Here is a 16868-nt window from a genome sequence, read left to right as displayed (position 1 = left end):
CCAACACCAACACCGGCACCGATACCAGCACCTGAGCCTGTTAAAGAAGTGCGTCCTGGTGTTACGCTGATGAGTTATAAGATGCTAGGAATTAGCGGCGAAGTGGAAGTAAGAATTATCAATAGAGATTCTTATATAGCTGTTCGCTCAATTGCTAACAATCAGAATGCAGATATTGAATGGATAGCAGAAAAAGGGCAGGTAGTTATTTCTACAGATGTTATAGGCACACCATTAGAGGTCATTTTACATTCGAATGGTAGGCTAGCGATTGTTAATGGTAATGCATTTATACTTAGAGAGCCAATTAGAAATATTGATGGGACTCTGTATATACAGACGCATTCCTTAGTGGATATTGTAGGTGCAATTACGAACAAGCCGATGACTGCAACAATAGTTAGAAATGTTTTAGAAATCAAGTAGTGACTCCAAGTAGTGACTCTTAGAAGAGTTATCTTCCTTTTTATTATATTTTTTTAATGTAGCTAGAGTCTTTGACTCTAGCTAATTTTTTCTTGTGCGCTATTTTCTTGACAAAATCTTGACATCTAGTTAATACGTTCTTGATATCTTTTGTGCATAATACCAATATAGATAAGCACTAAAACATAAAAAAGAGTTTACTATGCTATCTAAAAAATAAGGAGGAATATATAATGAAAAGTAAAATTTCGATTGTAACAACAGTTTTAATAATTGGTGCACTTCTGTTTGTTGGAACAGCGTTTGCTAATGATGAAAGAGGTTATTTGGGGTTTGGTAAAGGCTATGGCATGATGGGTGGAGGCATGAAGAGCGGAGGCATGATGGGTGGAGGCATGAAGAGCGGAGGCATGATGGGTAATGAAGCTGGATCGATGCACAACTTTATTGCTGAGTATTTAGAAATGGATCCATTTGAAATTCGTGAATATCACCGTGCGGGTTTATCGATGGTGCAAATCGCCGAAGAAGCAGGTGTTACTGCTGAACAATTAATTGACGCTGTAGTAGAGTACAAAGAAAACAATCCAGTAGCTAGTTGTGTATTATTGGACGAAGAAAACATTCGTGAACGTGTAACAGAAATGCTTAATGTGGAACCAGGTCAGAGAGGTATGCGTGGTGGAGGTTTTGGCGGTGGCTGTGGAGCTACTATAGATGGGCAGTTTTCTGAAAGAGAAGCTGGTAATTTTCGCGGTCAAGGACGAGGTATGCAAAGATTATAATATAAAGTAAAAAAGATAGTGAAGGAACGTAAAATTGCAAAAGAGTATAAAAGCATTGGTCACAAAATCTTGAATATAAGAGATTGTGGCCTTTAGTCTATGGTATAGAAATATATTGCTTGTCCAACTTATACGTACGTGTCAATGTATATAATGGTATAATTGGAGTAAGTTGAAAAATATGTCCGAAGGGGTGATAGTATGCATAAAATTGTAATTATAGAAGATGAACAAGGAATTAGAAATATGGTCGAAGAGTATTTAAAGCAGCAATTTTATCATGTATTTGCCTGCGAAGATGGATTAAGCGGACTTAAAGCGATACTGGAAATAGATCCTGATTTAATAATCCTTGATATAATGCTGCCTGAACTTAATGGTTTAGAAGTATGTAAGGAAGTTCGTAAATATGATAAGTACTATCCAATAATCATGCTTACAGCTAAAAGCCAGAAGTACGATATTATAGTTGGGCTAGAAATTGGGGCTGACGATTATATAGTGAAGCCATTTAGCTTGGAAGAGTTAGAGGCGAGGATACGGGCTATGCTTCGTAGACATACCAAATTACAATCAAAGCATACGGAGAATGACACTGCTCTTGTTCGACAAAAGGAGCAAATTATTAAAGAACCTTTTTTGCTAGACTTAGCAAAGCATGAATTATACAAGAATAACATTTCGATTCGTTTAACACCGACAGAGTTTCAATTATTTATGCTAATGTTTAAAAACCCTGGAAGGGTGTATACTCGTTTACAGCTATTAGACCTAGCCTTGGGAGAAGAATATCAAGGCTACGAGCGTTCAATTGACACCCACATCCGAAATTTGCGCCAAAAAATTGAAGATGACTCAGCAGAGCCGAAGTTTATTGTTACAGTCCATGGTATAGGATACAAGTACAATGAGAACTAAGCTAATTGCTGCTTTTCTACTGGTGACGGTCTTGATTGTTTTCGTTTTTTCTGGCGCAATTTATTTATCAGCAAATATGATGTTTCACCAGTATTTAGAAGCAAAACACGAGAATCTAGCAAACCAATGGGCGGGTTTTTTTTCGTTCTACTACAAAGAATATAAATCATTTGATAACATTCAGGATATTTTTATAGATAGTATGATTATTGGAAGTCCAGAGCACAATCGTATGGCTATGATGCAACGTGGAAGAGGAGCGGGAATGGGACGAATGCAATCTATAGCCCAGGAACAATTAATTGTTGTAGATGAAAACAAACGTATTGTTTACGATTCAGGAGGCACGGAGCTAGGACAAATTATTGAAGAACGCGAATACCGTAAAGGAGCGCCTATTATAGTTGACCAAGAGCAGATTGGTACGGTTGTTATACGTGATGCTGTAACAACTACAGTCATGACAATAGAAGATCAGTTTGCTAGTTCAATGAATAGAGCAATAATTTATGTGGCCATTTTTACACTTTTGTTTGCTGGAGCGATTGGTTTTGTTTTATCTACGAGAATGTCAAAACATCTTCTTCAACTTCGAGAAGGTGTAAAAAGGGTATCGGAAAGAAATTATCAAACACGTTTGGCGATAGATACTAAGGATGAAATTGGAGATTTAGCTGAATCGTTTAATGAAATGGTAGATACTATTCAGAAAAATGAAAAAATAAAAAATCAACTTATTACCGATATTGCACATGAATTAAGAACACCAATAACAACATTACGTGGCAAACTTGAGATGATGCAGAACTCACCAAAGCTTGTAAGCCAAAAAGAGATACTAGTTCTACATGATGAAGTATTACGTTTATCTAAGCTCATTAACGATCTCCAAGAAGTTAGTTTGTTAGAAGATGACCGTTTGCCAATCTCTAATGAAATAGTGAATATACATGAATTGTTGGAGCACATAGCTTCTCTATTTGCTTGGGAAGCTGATGAGAAGGATATTACACTCAAGTTGCAGTTAAATGCTAATAAATCACAAATTACTGGAGACCGCAACCGTTTGATTCAAGTATTTATCAATATAATTACAAATGGAATCCGATATTTAAAGAACTCAGATAAGACGATTTCTATTCGCACAATAAATCAAGGGGAATTTCTAATCGTAGATGTAGAAGATACGGGTCAAGGTATGAGTGAACAGGAATTAGAGCATGTTTTTCAACGATTTTACCGAGGAGACTTATCAAGGGCAAGATCATCTGGAGGAACTGGCTTAGGGCTTGCAATTACAAAGGGAATTATTGAAGCACATAATGGTGCTATTACAGTTGCCAGTGAATTAGGTAAAGGGACAACTTTTACAATAAAATTACCTAACTGTGGAAAATAAGCGTAGGCAGATACTAAATCTCGTACTTATATTGTGTTATAGCTGGTTAATTGATTTGACAATATGCAATTATGAAGTAATAATGAAGCTATAGACAAGAAATTATAAGGAGGAGATTAGTTATGAATGTTATAAAGCGGCTGTCGGTTGCAAACAAGATTGGAATCTTGATATTACTTGCATTTATAGTATTACTTGCTTATGTTGCTTTTGACTTTCACACAACTAACAAAGAGCATTATAATCGTTTACAGTCGGACAGGCAGGCTATTATTACTAACGGTGTTGAACAGAGACTGAATCAGCAATTCAACATGTTAGCTATTGGATTGAACCCTGTAGTAGAAAATAAGCAGATTGTTGATGCTTTTCGAAATAGAGACCGTGAACAGTTAGCTGATTTAACCCTATCTAGTATGGAGGGCTTTTTCGCCCAAGGTATTAGGCAATATCAGTTTCATTTGCCAGACGCAAGTTCTTTTTTTAGAGTTCACCAACCAGAAACATATGGCGATGATCTCTCATCTTTCAGACATACTGTTGTAGAAGCTAATAACCAACGGGCAGTAATACAAGGGCTGGAAGGTGGAGTTGCAGGTGCTGGTTTCAGATATGTTGTTCCCATGCAAAGCAGTGCAGGAACTCATCTAGGAACAGTTGAACTGGGTATGGGGTTAACTAGCGCGTTCCTGCAATCTCTACAACAAGAGTATGGAGGAGATTGGGACTTCTACGCAATAGGTGAGGAGTCAGAACTTATTCATCTAACGGGTATTGATGCAAATGTTGAAAAAACAACGATTATGCTTAATTTAAATAACATGAATTCTTTGAAAAATGCCCAATCAATAATCTTAGAGGATGGCTACCTTAGTATGCTAATAGTCCCCCTAACTGATTATTCAGGAGTACCAAGATGGGTATTACTACAGACAAACGACAATCAACAGTTATTGTCTGAAATGAGCAGAGACTTGTACATTAATTTAGCTATTTCCAGTCTTATTATCATTCTTACTGTTATTATTTTAACAATTAGTATTAAGAAACAATTAGCTCCTATAAAGACACTTACAGAAGTGTCACAGAAAATGTCGAACAGTGATTTGCGATTTGAGCCAGTTAATATCAATTCAAGTTATGAGTTAAACACATTAGGTGATGCATTTAACACTATGAGTGAAAAAATTCGTGAACTGGTAAAATCCTTACAAACAAAGAACAATGATTTGCGAGAAGCTGCAAATGTATTGAAGGTGAATTCACAACAATCAATTAAAGCCTCCGATATGACATCAGATGCGATTCATGATGTGGCTCGTAGCGCTGAAACGCAGTTAACTAGCGCTAAAGAGACATCTGTTGCTATGGAAGAAATGGCTGTAGGGATAGGTAGGGTGGCTGAAACATCAACGCTAGTTGCAGAATCATCTAACGAGATGCGTATTAAGGCGCAAGAAGGAAATAGTTCGATGAAAAGCAGTATTGAAAGTATATCAATGATTAGAGATGGTGTAACGGAAACATCGCATATTATCAACGAATTGAAAACAGACTCAGAGGAGATTGGCGGGATAGCCAATATCATATCAGAGATTTCTGAGCAGACTAATCTTTTAGCACTGAACGCTGCTATTGAAGCCGCTAGGGCAGGAGAAGCAGGCAAGGGTTTTGCTGTGGTAGCTGATGAAATACGTAAGTTAGCTGATCAAACATCGAAATCTACTGGTAAGATATATCAAATAATACAACAAATTCAGAACAAAACAATACAGGCTTCCGCTTCTATGGAGGGCAGTAAGCAAGAAGTTGAGAAAGGAATAAAAGTTTTTGAAGAAGTAACTAATATATTCTCGGAGATTGTAACCTCTGTAGAAGGTGTTGCTTCCCAGGTTGAGGACTTATCTGCTATCGCGGAACAAATGTCTGCTAGCTCGGAAGAAGTAACTGCTTCAGTACAAGAACTGGCTAGTACATCAAGTGCTACAACTGATAGAACTCAAGACATTACAAAAATGGCTGAAGAGCAGTTGGTTATTATGAAAACGGTTGTAAACGCAGCAGAGCAGTTGAACGATATGGCAGAAGACTTACAAGAACTGAGCAAAAGTTTTAAATTATAAATTGCAAAATTTGTATTTCATATAGTATAATTTAATAAAACTTGACTAGAGAAAAAACTATATACTGTATTGGAAGCAAAGAAGAGTCATCTATTATTTGGGCGCTTTAGATGATTATGAGCGAGTAGCGCAACCGACCATACTTATGGTCGGTTTTTTGTGTGCATATAGAATGGATAGGGGATAGGTTTCGTGAGAAAAATTGCATTAATTGATGACAGTAAAACATTTCGTGTTTATGCAAGGCAGATTCTAGAGCAAGAGCAATATCAAGTGGAAGAATTTAACGACGCTGAGGTGTTTTTTAATGTGACAAAGGACTTCAATGAGTATGCTCTGATTATTACAGACTTACATATGCCTGGTATGAGCGGGCTGACAGCATTGGAGAACATTCGCTTCAACCCAATTACGGAAAAAATCCCTGTTCTTTTAATTACAGGGAAGCCTTCGAAGGACGTAGTAGAGCTTGCGGTACGCTATAAAGTGAATGACTTTATAAGTAAACCATTTACTTCTGATGTATTGCTTTCACGTGTTAACAAAATCTTAAAATAATAACGCTTTCATTGTGTGAAGTTGGGTAAAAGCTTGGACAATGACAGTGTTGAGATGGTAGAATATAAGTACTAAAAGAGTAACAAAAGCATATAATAAAAAGCTTGAAATTACTATTTTAAAAGGAGTGTTTGCTATGGTTATGGACCAGAAGCCAAGAACGGTTGTGCACTTTAAGAGTGAAGAACGTAGAACAGTCAATGAAATTGCGGATTTCCTCAGAGTTGTTGCTGACAAGCTTGACACACAAGGTTCATTTCAAATTGAACAAGCAGGCGAGCAGTTTGATATCAGACCTGAAGGCAACACAAAGCTAGAGCTTAAGTATGAAAGCAAAGGTGAACGGCACAAGTTTGAAATAGAAATTGAATGGAAGCCTGGCCAAGAAGATAAATCATTTACAATAAGATAGATTGAATTAATCAGTCTTTTTCGTTAATAAGTTTAATGAAAAAGACTTTTTTCAGTAGTGACAGTAAACGTTCAGTAGAAGTTTAGTAGAGCGTAGTTATGGGGGAAAAAGCCATGGGGAAATCACGCAAATTTGCTATTATTGCCGCAAGTTTACTTATTTTAGCCATTATTATTGGAGTAATTGGATGTAGTAATGTTAAATCTGATAATGCCGAAGATAGAATAGTGCTAGTTGTTACTAAAGACCAATCTGATACGGCTAGCTTAAACCCTACCAGGTTGTTGGTGGCTGCGGAGATGGCCTTGGCGGATTACAATAAAAATTCTAACGCTGTATCATTAAGGAATCACTTTATAACATATACTGGTGAAGAAGTGAATGGTTACCAGATGGCAAAAAAATATTTAGATAAAAATTCAGAAGATGTAGTTGCAATAGTTGGAGACTTTAATAGTCCAGGAACTGAATTACTTGCTGATTTGGCAGAAGAGTATAGGATACCTCATTTATCTTTTTTTGCAATAGATGAGGCTATTTTTACTGACAATAAGTGGAGCTTTTCCTATCGCAGTAGATTAGTACAAGAGAAAGAAATAGCCAAAGAATTGTTACTAAACCACTTAGATGCAGAAAGTATCACAGTAGTACATTCTGATTTGCAAAATGTTGCACAAAGGTGGAACGATATACGTCTGATGTTAGAAGCAGAGGGAGTTGCTATAAAAGATGTTGAAGAATTTGCTAGTGGCGTACAAGATTTTCGCAGTTACATTAACTGGTTGAAAGCTGAGGAAGATAGTTATGATGTAATTGCAGCCTTCCTAGGATCTGCCCAAATCGAGCATTTTTTACAGCAGCTTGCTATCGCTAAAGTGCAAAAACCTATTTTTTTAACAGGAGTAACAATCAGTATTGAGGGGATAGCTGATTTACAAGGAATTGATTTACCTATGTATACTTTTGTACCAGAAATATTTCTGAAGGTTGATCAAACGGATGATTTAGAGTTTCAATCATTTGTAGAAAGATATAGGGTAGCGATAGGCTATCACCGTTTTGATACACTCGGACCTTGGGTATACGATGGCTTTAGCTTGTTATATGAGTTAGTTGAGTCTGAAATTGTTGCTAATAGTAGTGACATTACCAGTGCGCTTAAGGAGCAATTACATAGCTATAATCAAGAACGGATGGTAGGACCTATTGCTTTTGATGATCATGGTATGTTAGTGGATAGCACATTTAGAATTGTACAAATTAGCGAGGGTTTTTTTGCTGAGGTGAACTATTAAATGAATCTCCTAGATTGGTTTTTACTTAATAATAGACTTAAACTGCGGTTTTTCAGTTTCTTCATGTCTGCTGGGCTGATTATAATTTTTTTAATCGGTATATTTGTCTATTTTTATATCACAACTACGATGGTTACTACCTATGAAAAAGAGGCGGAGAAGGTTGTTGAACGGTACGAAGCAAGAATATTATCTTTTATTGAAGAAGAAAAGCAAAGATTGCAAAACTATCATAATGTGTTAGGGGCAACCTATCCAAAGCAAATCATTGATATAATAGATAGTGATTCACGATATTTTGAGTCGATTTTTCTTGATAAACAAGGGATCGTTAAATATGCAACTGATCCTGTGAGAATCGGTTATAACTATCAAGGTAGGGACATTTATAAGCAAGCAGTCAACACCCATGAAGCCATTTTTGATACGAGATATCATCCATTTGAGCAATATTTGATAATAGACATAATCATCCCTGTCTTTGACGCCCGTGATGAATTATCTTATATTGCTGTCCATCAATTAAATCCAAGCTGGATAGAAGGGCTGCTGGCCCAAGAGCACGCATATGACGATGGCGATGTTATTATGTTCGATAAAGAAGGAATAATTTTTTTGAACATAAGTCAAATGGGTGATGGAGATGAACAGTTAAACACTCACCATATTTCGCTCTTTGAGTATGGAATTAGCTTAGATCAGATTGAAGGCCTTAACAATCAGTCTGACAGATCTGAAGTAAAGAGTTTCACAAGTAATGACCAATTAATTACCTATAAAGTATTAAGTCACGATTTAGGAGTTGTGGTTAAGCAAACGTCATTAACAAGCATTGGTGAAGAATTGCAATATATATATCGCATAATAGCAGTATTAGTAGTAATTGCACTTGTGATTTATCTTGGATTAGGTGCTTTATTAGCGAAACGTACAATGAAGCCAATTGCGTATGTAACAGAACAGGTAAAGAATAGAATGGTTAACAAGCAGGAGTTGATTTCTGTACAGGAAAACTCAGAATTGACAATACTAGTTGATGCCCTTAATGAGTCATGGCTAGAGAATAAAGTCTACCAAGAGCAGCTAATAAAAGAAAAGCAAATAGCAGAAGATGCGAATAAGGCTAAAGGGCAGTTCTTAGCAAATATGAGTCACGAAATACGCACCCCGATGAACGGGATTATTGGTTTAAGCTATATTACCATTAATAAAAACAAAGACCCTTTAATACAGCGTAATTTGCAAAAGATTCAGCAATCTGCAACTAATCTATTAAGTATTATCAATGATATATTAGATTACTCTAAGATAGAAGCTAATAAGATTGAGTTCGAGAATGAAGCATTTTCAATTGATGAAGTCATAAATAGCACCGTCGATCTGTTTGAAGATCAATTAGCAGAAAAGAACATAGAAATTTCTGCAGATGTGTCTAAATTACTGCCGTCTTTCGTACAGGGTGATAGGACGCGTTTTCATCAAATCCTGTTGAATTTAGTTGGAAACTCAGCGAAATTTACTGACCAGGGTTCTATTTCTATTACTGCGAATATACATGAGAAGGATTCAAACAAAATTTTAGTAATATTCTCTGTTACAGATACGGGAATAGGTATAGTTGGAGCTAAGCACGGTGAGTTATTCAAGCCATTTTTTCAGGCGGATGGATCAACCACAAGAAAGTATGGAGGTACTGGACTAGGATTAACAATAACAAAACGCTTAGTAGAGAATATGGGTGGACAGATTTGGTTTGATAGCGAACCTGGAAAAGGCTCAACCTTCTATTTTACATTGCCTTTTTCACCACACTATGATAAGACATTGCTAGATTCCGTGGTTGAAAGTAGAAAGCTAAAAGTGCTTATTGTTGATGATGATTCTGGTGATCGTGAGATTATAGGTGAGTTTTTGGATGCATTAAATTGTAATTATACGGCAGTAGCCTCTGGAGAAGAAGCAGTTGAAGAAATAAACAAATTAGAGAAATCAGGTAGAAAAACATTTGATTTAATATTACTAGATTATCGGATGCCAGGTTTAGATGGGTTTGAAACTGCTCTACTGTTACGTGAATCAGGACTAAAAAATATGCCAGTTATAATTATGCTTACGGCCTACGATAGTACTGAGCTGAAGGCAAAAGCGAAGGAATTAGAATTTAGTGGTTTTCTAGCGAAGCCAATTGATCAATCCTCATTATTTGATAGTATCCTTAATGTCTTTGGAAAGGATGGAAACTTATTTACAGGTAGTCAACATGAGGATGAGATAGTAATAGACGACAATCTGAAAAAGCAGGTTTATTTAGGTGGCTCCTCGGCATTATTAGTTGAGGATAATGTTATCAATCAAGAAATAGCTAAAGAGTTTTTAGAAGAAGTAGGCTTGAAGGTTGTTGTTGCAGAGAATGGCATAGAGGCTATAAATCTTATAGACAAGCAAAATTTTGATATAATAATAATGGATGTGCAAATGCCAGAAATGGATGGACATGAAGCTACTCGACGCATTAGAAGTATGCAAGAACCAGAAAAGAGTCAAATACCAATAATAGCACTGACTGCACATGCTATGAAGGGTGATCGAGAGAAGAGTATTGAAGCAGGAGCCGATGATTATATCACCAAGCCTTTCAATCCAAACGATTTTATTGCTAAAGTTGCATACTGGATACAAAGTCCGTCAGCCTCTAAACTTGCAAACGATATAGAAGAGTCTGTGACTTTTAGTATAAGTGATTTACCAGACTCGTTGCCTGGATTAGACGTTCAAGGAGCTATTCAACTGGTGCGAGGCAACATTGATCTATTTGTACGATTGCTAAGATATTTTAATGAAGATATAGATAGACTTACAGAATCGGTAATCCTGTCTCAACAAAATTCTAATTTAAAGCAATTGAAGGACTCAATTCATACTATTAAGGGATCAGCAGGCAATATTGGTGCGAAGCACACAATGGAACTATGTAGGGCTATTGAAGCTAAGCTTGCAAATAATTCTACTAAAAATTCTAACGAGCTTATAGATAGCGTGCAGAGAATAATAAAAGAGCTTCTGGATGAGATTTTCGTTGTTAAGCAATCAATTAATAAACTAGTTACACTTACAGAATCCACCCCTGTGTCGGCTGAAACAACGGCTGAGACTAGCGAAACATTTTATGAAATACTAGATAATATAAAAGAGTTGCTCGAGAAGGACTATTTAGTTGACGAGGTTATTATACAGCAGTTGAAAAACAATGCACCTAACGATTCAAAGGTGAAGGATATTATATCAAAAGTAGAACACGCCTTAGAGGAATTTGATTATACTCGGGCACGAGTAGCGTTAGCGGACTTAAGCGTTGATGATGGGGGGGAGCAGACATGAAGGACGAAAAAAAGCAAACTATACTCATAGTTGATGACTCAAGAACTAATATTATGGCATTGGCAGACCTTCTAAAAGATGTATGGGCAATTAAAATCGCAACAAATGGCAAAGATGCGCTACGGATAGCATTCTCAGAAGACCAGCCTGACTTAATATTGTTAGATGTAATGATGCCTGATATGGATGGCTATGAGGTGTGTAAGCGCTTAAAAGCAGCTCCAGAGACTAAGCATATTCCGATAGTTTTTGTTACGGCTATGAACCAGGCTAAGGATGAGGAATATGGATTAAGCTTAGGAGCAATTGACTATATTACCAAACCAATAAGTCCGCCAATAGTAAAGGCAAGGGTGAATAATCATCTGGAGTTGAAAAGATATAGAGACTTACTTAAGGAAAACTCTATGGTTGATGGTTTAACGGGTGTAGCAAATCGCCGGCGTTTCGATGAAGCTATAGAGCTGGAGTGGCGTAGAGCACTTAGGTATGAGCATTCTCTATCTTTGTTAATGGTTGATATAGATTATTTCAAACGCTACAATGACACCTATGGACACTTAGAAGGTGATGAGTGCCTACGTAAAGTAGCAATTACATTAAAACAAACTCTTAAAAGACCTTTAGACATGCTAGCTAGATGGGGCGGTGAGGAATTTGCATGTTTACTTCCTGACACAGATGCTGAAAGTGCATTTAAGGTGGCTGAACAGCTGCGAAAAGCAATTGTTGGTTTGCAGCTGCCACACGAAAGTTCGCCAATCTCTGAATATGTCACGGTAAGCATTGGTGTGGCTACAGTTTTGCCAAACGCGGAAATGCATCGTGAAGACCTCTTTAAACAGTCAGATGAAGCGTTATATAAAGCTAAAGAGAATGGAAGAAATCAGATTTTTATGGGGTGATAAGTATTGAATCAGCAGAAGCAGAAGGCATTAATAAAGGATATAGCAAATATATTTGCAGAACATCAAGCTGAGATATTAGAGAAATGGCTTAAGATTATGAAAAGAGAAAACATCATCGTTAGACAAGAAGAAGTGCCGTATTTTAAAAATGGATTTGAAAAGCTAATTTCTGATTTTATTCAGTACTTAAGTGTTGGAGATTTTGAGAGTTATTATGAAGGTAATGAAGAAGTTGCAATGGAAGTCGCTTATAATGACATAGATTTCAAGACGTTTATTCGTGTGTTTCACTTTTTTGAAGAAAGCTATGCAAAAATTCTGCTTGACAATGTTCCAAAGGAGCAGGCTGTAGATTACCTGGGTGCTGTCGATATGCTGCATCACGAAACAATTGCCATCGTAGCAGAAAGGTACTTTGAGGTTAAAGATAATACGATATTTGCTCTAGCAAAATTAACGGAGCAAAGAGATAACAATACAGGTATGCATTTAGAGCGAACAAGGGAATATGCTGTTATATTAGCTAAGCAGCTTGCATTAGATGAAGATTATATCTCTTTACTGTATAAAGTAGGGCCGCTTCATGATATTGGCAAGGTTGCAATCTGTGACGATATATTATTAAAGCCTGGTCGTCTTACGGATGAAGAATTCAATCAGATGAAGCAGCATACAACAATTGGTGCAGAAACGCTAGCGAAAATAATAGACGGACAGCAGCTTACAAGAGGATTTTTCCTTATGGGCTTAGAGATTATTTTAAGTCATCATGAAAGATATGATGGCACGGGTTATCCCCATGGGCTCAAAGGTGAGGAGATTCCTTTATCAGCAAGGATTTTTGCCGTGGCTGATGTATATGATGCTCTAATTTCTAAGCGGCCATATAAAGAACCGCTTAGTCATGAAAACGCAGTGGAAATTATTGCGAATAACTCTGGAAGCCACTTTGACCCACAGATTATTGAAGCTTTTTTATCTGTAGAACAAGAATTTAAACGTATTAGCGAGCAATATAGTCAACAGCAATAGCAATATATTATTATACTGACTGGAGAGAGACATTTGAAAAAACATCATCATCGAAATGTTGCTATCGTAATCGTCTTTGCCTTGCTTTTTAATGTAATTATGCTCGAGGGTGCGTTTGCAGCTAGCGACAGCTTACAAGCAACAACTACTGCTGACCAAACAGTCACCCATAGCCTGTTGTCAGAAGGACGCATTAGTGAAGGTACGGTTTTATTTACATATGAGCTTGAATTACTAAATAACACAACTTTTGCTAGAGTTATAGAGGTAGATTTAAATAATCCTTACGTGGAAATCCGTGCACTATCCCCTGACGGAGGCTTTAATAGCCGTAATACAGTAATAGAGATGGCGACAGATCGAGGTGCTGTAGCTGCAGTTAATGGGGACTTTTTCCGCATGGATAGACCTGCAGCTCCTTTTGGATTGCATGTTGAAGATGGTGAATTACTGTCATCACCAGCCCATTTAGGAAATTGGTTAGGATTTGGAGTGGACGGTTTAGGAGCGCCACATATACTGAATTGGACCTTTAATGGTAAGGTAGTTATTGAAGATGAGCATGTATATGAATTATTTGGATATAATCAGCCAGAGCATTTCCCATGGTCTGGAAATAGCCACGGTAATCGGATTAATCTATATGACCGCCATTGGGGTAAAGAAGTGCCAGGCGTATTCTTCCAGCAACCGATGCTTCAGGTGATAGTAGATAATGGGGCTGTCGTGAGCTATGGTATGACAGACCAGCCAGCAGAAATTCCAGAAAACGGTTTTGTGTTGGTGGCAGATGGAGCAGGGGCATATTTTCTAAACGAGCATCTAGAAGTCGGCAAAAAAATCACAGTAGAATACGGTTTGACACCTGATATGGAGTTGTTAAATGCCATCGGTGGACACGCCTTGTTAGTTGAGAATGGCAAGCCGGTACAGCCATTAAAAGTTACGATGGCTGGTAGAAGTGCGCGGACTGCTGTAGGCATAAATGCTGCCGCGAATAAAGTGTATTTCATTACAATTGACGCGCACCCAAGTCTGCAGGGGCTGACCCTAGATGAACTAGCAGTGTTTTTGGCTAATCTGGGTATGGATAGGGCATTAAACCTAGATGGTGGAGGATCATCTACCATGGTGGCACAACCATTGGGAGAGTTTGCGCCAGAGGTAGCGAATAGGTTGATGTATGGCAGTCAGAGGCGACTTCCTAATGCTATCGGCATTTTTAATAATGCGCCTATTGGTAATCCTGATACTCTCATTATTCACGGAGATAATGGCCTATTGATAGGCACGGAAGCAACCTATAGAGTTACTGGATATGATACGCACTTCCATCCGTTAACAATTGCTAAAGAGGATATTAAGTGGGAAGTAATTGAAGGCAGCAGTGCCAGGGCTGAAGTAAAAAACGGTGTGTTAAAAGGCATTAGGTCAGGTGAAATGACTCTAAGGGTATCTTATAAAGGGTTAACGACAGATAAAACAGTTCGAGTCTATGGATATGATGATATTGTCAATGTCAGAATAATTCCAGAAGTGGTTAGCTTATTGCCAGGTCAGAGCATAACATTGTCAGCTGAAGTGGAGATGCTAGATGGACGTGTAATTGAAGCTGGCAAAGATACTGTAGAGTGGAGTACAGATATAGGGACCATCGAAGGCAATACCTTCTACGCTGGAAATCATACAGGATATGGCACATTAACTGCTTCTGTAGATGGATTTATAACTAAGGCACCAATCAGAATAGGTGGTTTAAGGGAGCCGTTCTTTACCTTTAGAGAATGGCAGACGGTGAGTTTTCGTGGTCATCCAGAAACACTTCAAGGGGATTTTGTGATTGAAGATGACTTAGACTTTGTATATCGAGGCAATCGCTCAGGAAGGCTGGAGTATGATTTTAGACCAGATTTAGACGTTGCACCAGATTTAGGCGTAACCGATGAAGTGGAGATTGCATATGGCCAGCTTGGATCTGGGCTAATATCTATGGGCTCTAATGTGCTTGGAGTGTCTGCATATATACATGGAGATAATAGTGGACATTGGTTACGTGCTGAAGTGATTGATGCTAATGGGACTCGTCGCTTCGTAGATTTGGCAGACGAGATTAATTGGTCAGGCTGGAAACGTGTACAGGGTGCGATAGATCCCGATTGGCCACAACCATTAGTGCTTCGAAGTATATATATTGTACGTCATCCAGATTTGATTAAAGCAGATGCACCGTTAACTGGAACGATTCATATCGATTATATAGAGATGATTAAAGGGCTAGGGTCAGAGCAGGAATCTATGACAGATATTATATATGATATTGCTGGAGCACCTGTAATTGAAGAAAAACGTACAGATCATGCTCATCCAGCAAAAGGCTTGCGCATGCTTGGCTACGGTAAACAAATGACATTGTTAAAAAATGAACCAATTATCTACAGAATTAAGGAACCAGAGGACCCAGAAGGATTAATATATCAGCTTGGGCTATGGGATGAAGCTAATACTAAATGGGAGCTTATTCCCGCTGCTAGATTGCTAGAAACGGGCGAATTACAATTCCATTTACAAAAAACTGGACTCTATCAATTATTTATAACCCAAAAAGAAATGCTAGGTTTTGTTGACACTAGCGGACATTGGGGTAAGGAGTACCTTGCAGATTTGGTTGCTAATGGAATACTGCACGGTTATAGTGATAGAACAATACGTCCAGATCGTCCAGTAACAAGGGCTGAATTTGTAGTGCTATTGCACAGGGTGTTCGGCTCTAGTATAAATCACGGACAAACAGATACTAATATCATTGAACAATTCAATGATGATATACCCGTTTGGGCACAGGAAGCTATTACCTTTGCAGCGAAGTTAGGGGTTGTACAGGGATATAATGATGGAACATTTCGATCACAGCAGCATATTAGTCGTACAGAGATGGCAGTAATCTTGGGGAGAATGCTAGAGCTACTATATCCTGAAGAGTTTCTAGAAATAGATATGCAAGATTACTTTCAAGACGCTGACAAAATCCCAGATTGGGCGTCAAATTATGTAGGGTATATGCATAGTAAAGGGTATATTACAGGACACCAAGGAATGTTTCGGCCAAATGCATCAACCACAAGAGCTGAAACTGCAGTAGTACTATGGAGATATAGTAGCAAAAAATAAGCTGTTCTCCCTTGTACTCTTTAACTTCATAGAGTAGAATTGAACTAAATTATACAATCAATGGGGTGAGTGAAGTGAAGATATTAGTGGTAGAAGACTCTAAGCTGTATCAAAGGGCTGTTGTGAAATATTTAAAGCCTTTGCTGCCAGAAGCTGACTTCTACTTCGCATCGGACGGCGAAGAAGGATTCATGCTTTTCAATGAGATTAAACCTGATGCTATGACTATTGATTTGTTAATGCCAAAGATGACCGGGGATGCTCTAATTAAAAAGCTTAAAGAACAAGAGCATAATACAAAAATAATTGTATTGTCAGCAGATGTACAAAAGATTGTTCAAGATGAAGTGGTTTCACTAGGCGCAGCGTTTTTCAGTAAACCTCTCAACGAAGAAAAAGCAGAACAGATGGTGCAAATAATTAAGAAAACTTAGTTGCACTTATTTCGAGGATAAAGGGGTAGATT

Annotated in this window: 13 protein-coding genes and 1 riboswitch; all 13 genes read left to right on the top strand. The window is 37.7% G+C overall.

Going from position 1 to position 16868, the window contains the following annotated elements; genetic code table 11:
- The first annotated feature begins 69 nt into the window (after positions 1-69).
- The 13 genes from BHF68_RS10170 (at position 70) to BHF68_RS10110 (ending at position 16836) form a co-directional block, all read left to right on the top strand.
- Complete coding sequence (locus tag BHF68_RS10170; protein WP_069643545.1) at positions 70-426, top strand: stalk domain-containing protein; 357 nt, start codon at positions 70-72, stop codon at positions 424-426.
- 233 nt (positions 427-659) lie between these two features.
- Positions 660-1211 (top strand): hypothetical protein, encoded by a 552-nt coding sequence (locus BHF68_RS10165; RefSeq protein WP_069643544.1) that lies wholly within the window; start codon positions 660-662, stop codon positions 1209-1211.
- Positions 1212-1412: 201 nt separating this feature from the next.
- Positions 1413-2129, top strand: coding sequence for a response regulator transcription factor (locus tag BHF68_RS10160; RefSeq protein ID WP_069643543.1), 717 nt, complete (start codon positions 1413-1415; stop codon positions 2127-2129).
- Entirely contained in the window at positions 2119-3528 is a 1410-nt protein-coding gene (locus tag BHF68_RS10155) for a sensor histidine kinase (RefSeq protein ID WP_069643542.1), read from the top strand. The genes BHF68_RS10160 and BHF68_RS10155 overlap by 11 nt, the downstream gene beginning before the upstream one ends.
- A 122-nt stretch (positions 3529-3650) precedes the next feature.
- Positions 3651-5651, top strand: coding sequence for a methyl-accepting chemotaxis protein (locus BHF68_RS10150; RefSeq protein WP_069643541.1), 2001 nt, complete (start codon positions 3651-3653; stop codon positions 5649-5651).
- 62 nt (positions 5652-5713) lie between these two features.
- Positions 5714-5799, top strand: a riboswitch (cyclic di-GMP riboswitch).
- 44 nt (positions 5800-5843) lie between these two features.
- A complete protein-coding gene (locus BHF68_RS10145; RefSeq protein ID WP_069643540.1) occupies positions 5844-6209 on the top strand; it encodes a response regulator in 366 nt (121 codons plus the stop codon).
- A gap of 136 nt (positions 6210-6345) precedes the next feature.
- Positions 6346-6621 (top strand): amphi-Trp domain-containing protein, encoded by a 276-nt coding sequence (locus BHF68_RS10140; RefSeq protein ID WP_084019366.1) that lies wholly within the window; start codon positions 6346-6348, stop codon positions 6619-6621.
- Between the two features lie 113 nt (positions 6622-6734).
- The gene (locus BHF68_RS10135) at positions 6735-7916 is read left to right on the top strand and encodes an ABC transporter substrate-binding protein (protein ID WP_069643539.1); all 1182 of its coding nucleotides are present in this window, start codon (positions 6735-6737) and stop codon (positions 7914-7916) included.
- A complete protein-coding gene (locus BHF68_RS10130; RefSeq protein ID WP_069643538.1) occupies positions 7917-11294 on the top strand; it encodes a hybrid sensor histidine kinase/response regulator in 3378 nt (1125 codons plus the stop codon).
- Positions 11291-12199, top strand: a complete 909-nt coding sequence (locus tag BHF68_RS10125; protein ID WP_069643537.1) for a diguanylate cyclase — start codon at positions 11291-11293, stop codon at positions 12197-12199. Before BHF68_RS10130 ends, BHF68_RS10125 begins: the two co-directional genes overlap by 4 nt.
- 6 nt (positions 12200-12205) lie before the next feature.
- Positions 12206-13234 (top strand): HD-GYP domain-containing protein, encoded by a 1029-nt coding sequence (locus BHF68_RS10120; RefSeq protein ID WP_069643536.1) that lies wholly within the window; start codon positions 12206-12208, stop codon positions 13232-13234.
- A 33-nt stretch (positions 13235-13267) separates the two neighbouring features.
- On the top strand, positions 13268-16402 hold the full coding sequence (locus tag BHF68_RS10115) for a phosphodiester glycosidase family protein (protein WP_069643535.1): 3135 nt from the start codon (positions 13268-13270) through the stop codon (positions 16400-16402).
- A gap of 74 nt (positions 16403-16476) precedes the next feature.
- Complete coding sequence (locus tag BHF68_RS10110; RefSeq protein WP_069643534.1) at positions 16477-16836, top strand: response regulator; 360 nt, start codon at positions 16477-16479, stop codon at positions 16834-16836.
- Positions 16837-16868 lie beyond the last annotated feature (32 nt).

Origin of the sequence: Desulfuribacillus alkaliarsenatis, from assembly GCF_001730225.1 — a bacterium.
In the GTDB taxonomy this organism is placed as follows: Bacteria; Bacillota; Bacilli; order Desulfuribacillales; family Desulfuribacillaceae; genus Desulfuribacillus; species Desulfuribacillus alkaliarsenatis.
Note: the sequence above shows the minus strand (reverse complement) of the source record. Positions and strands in the feature narration are given on the sequence as shown.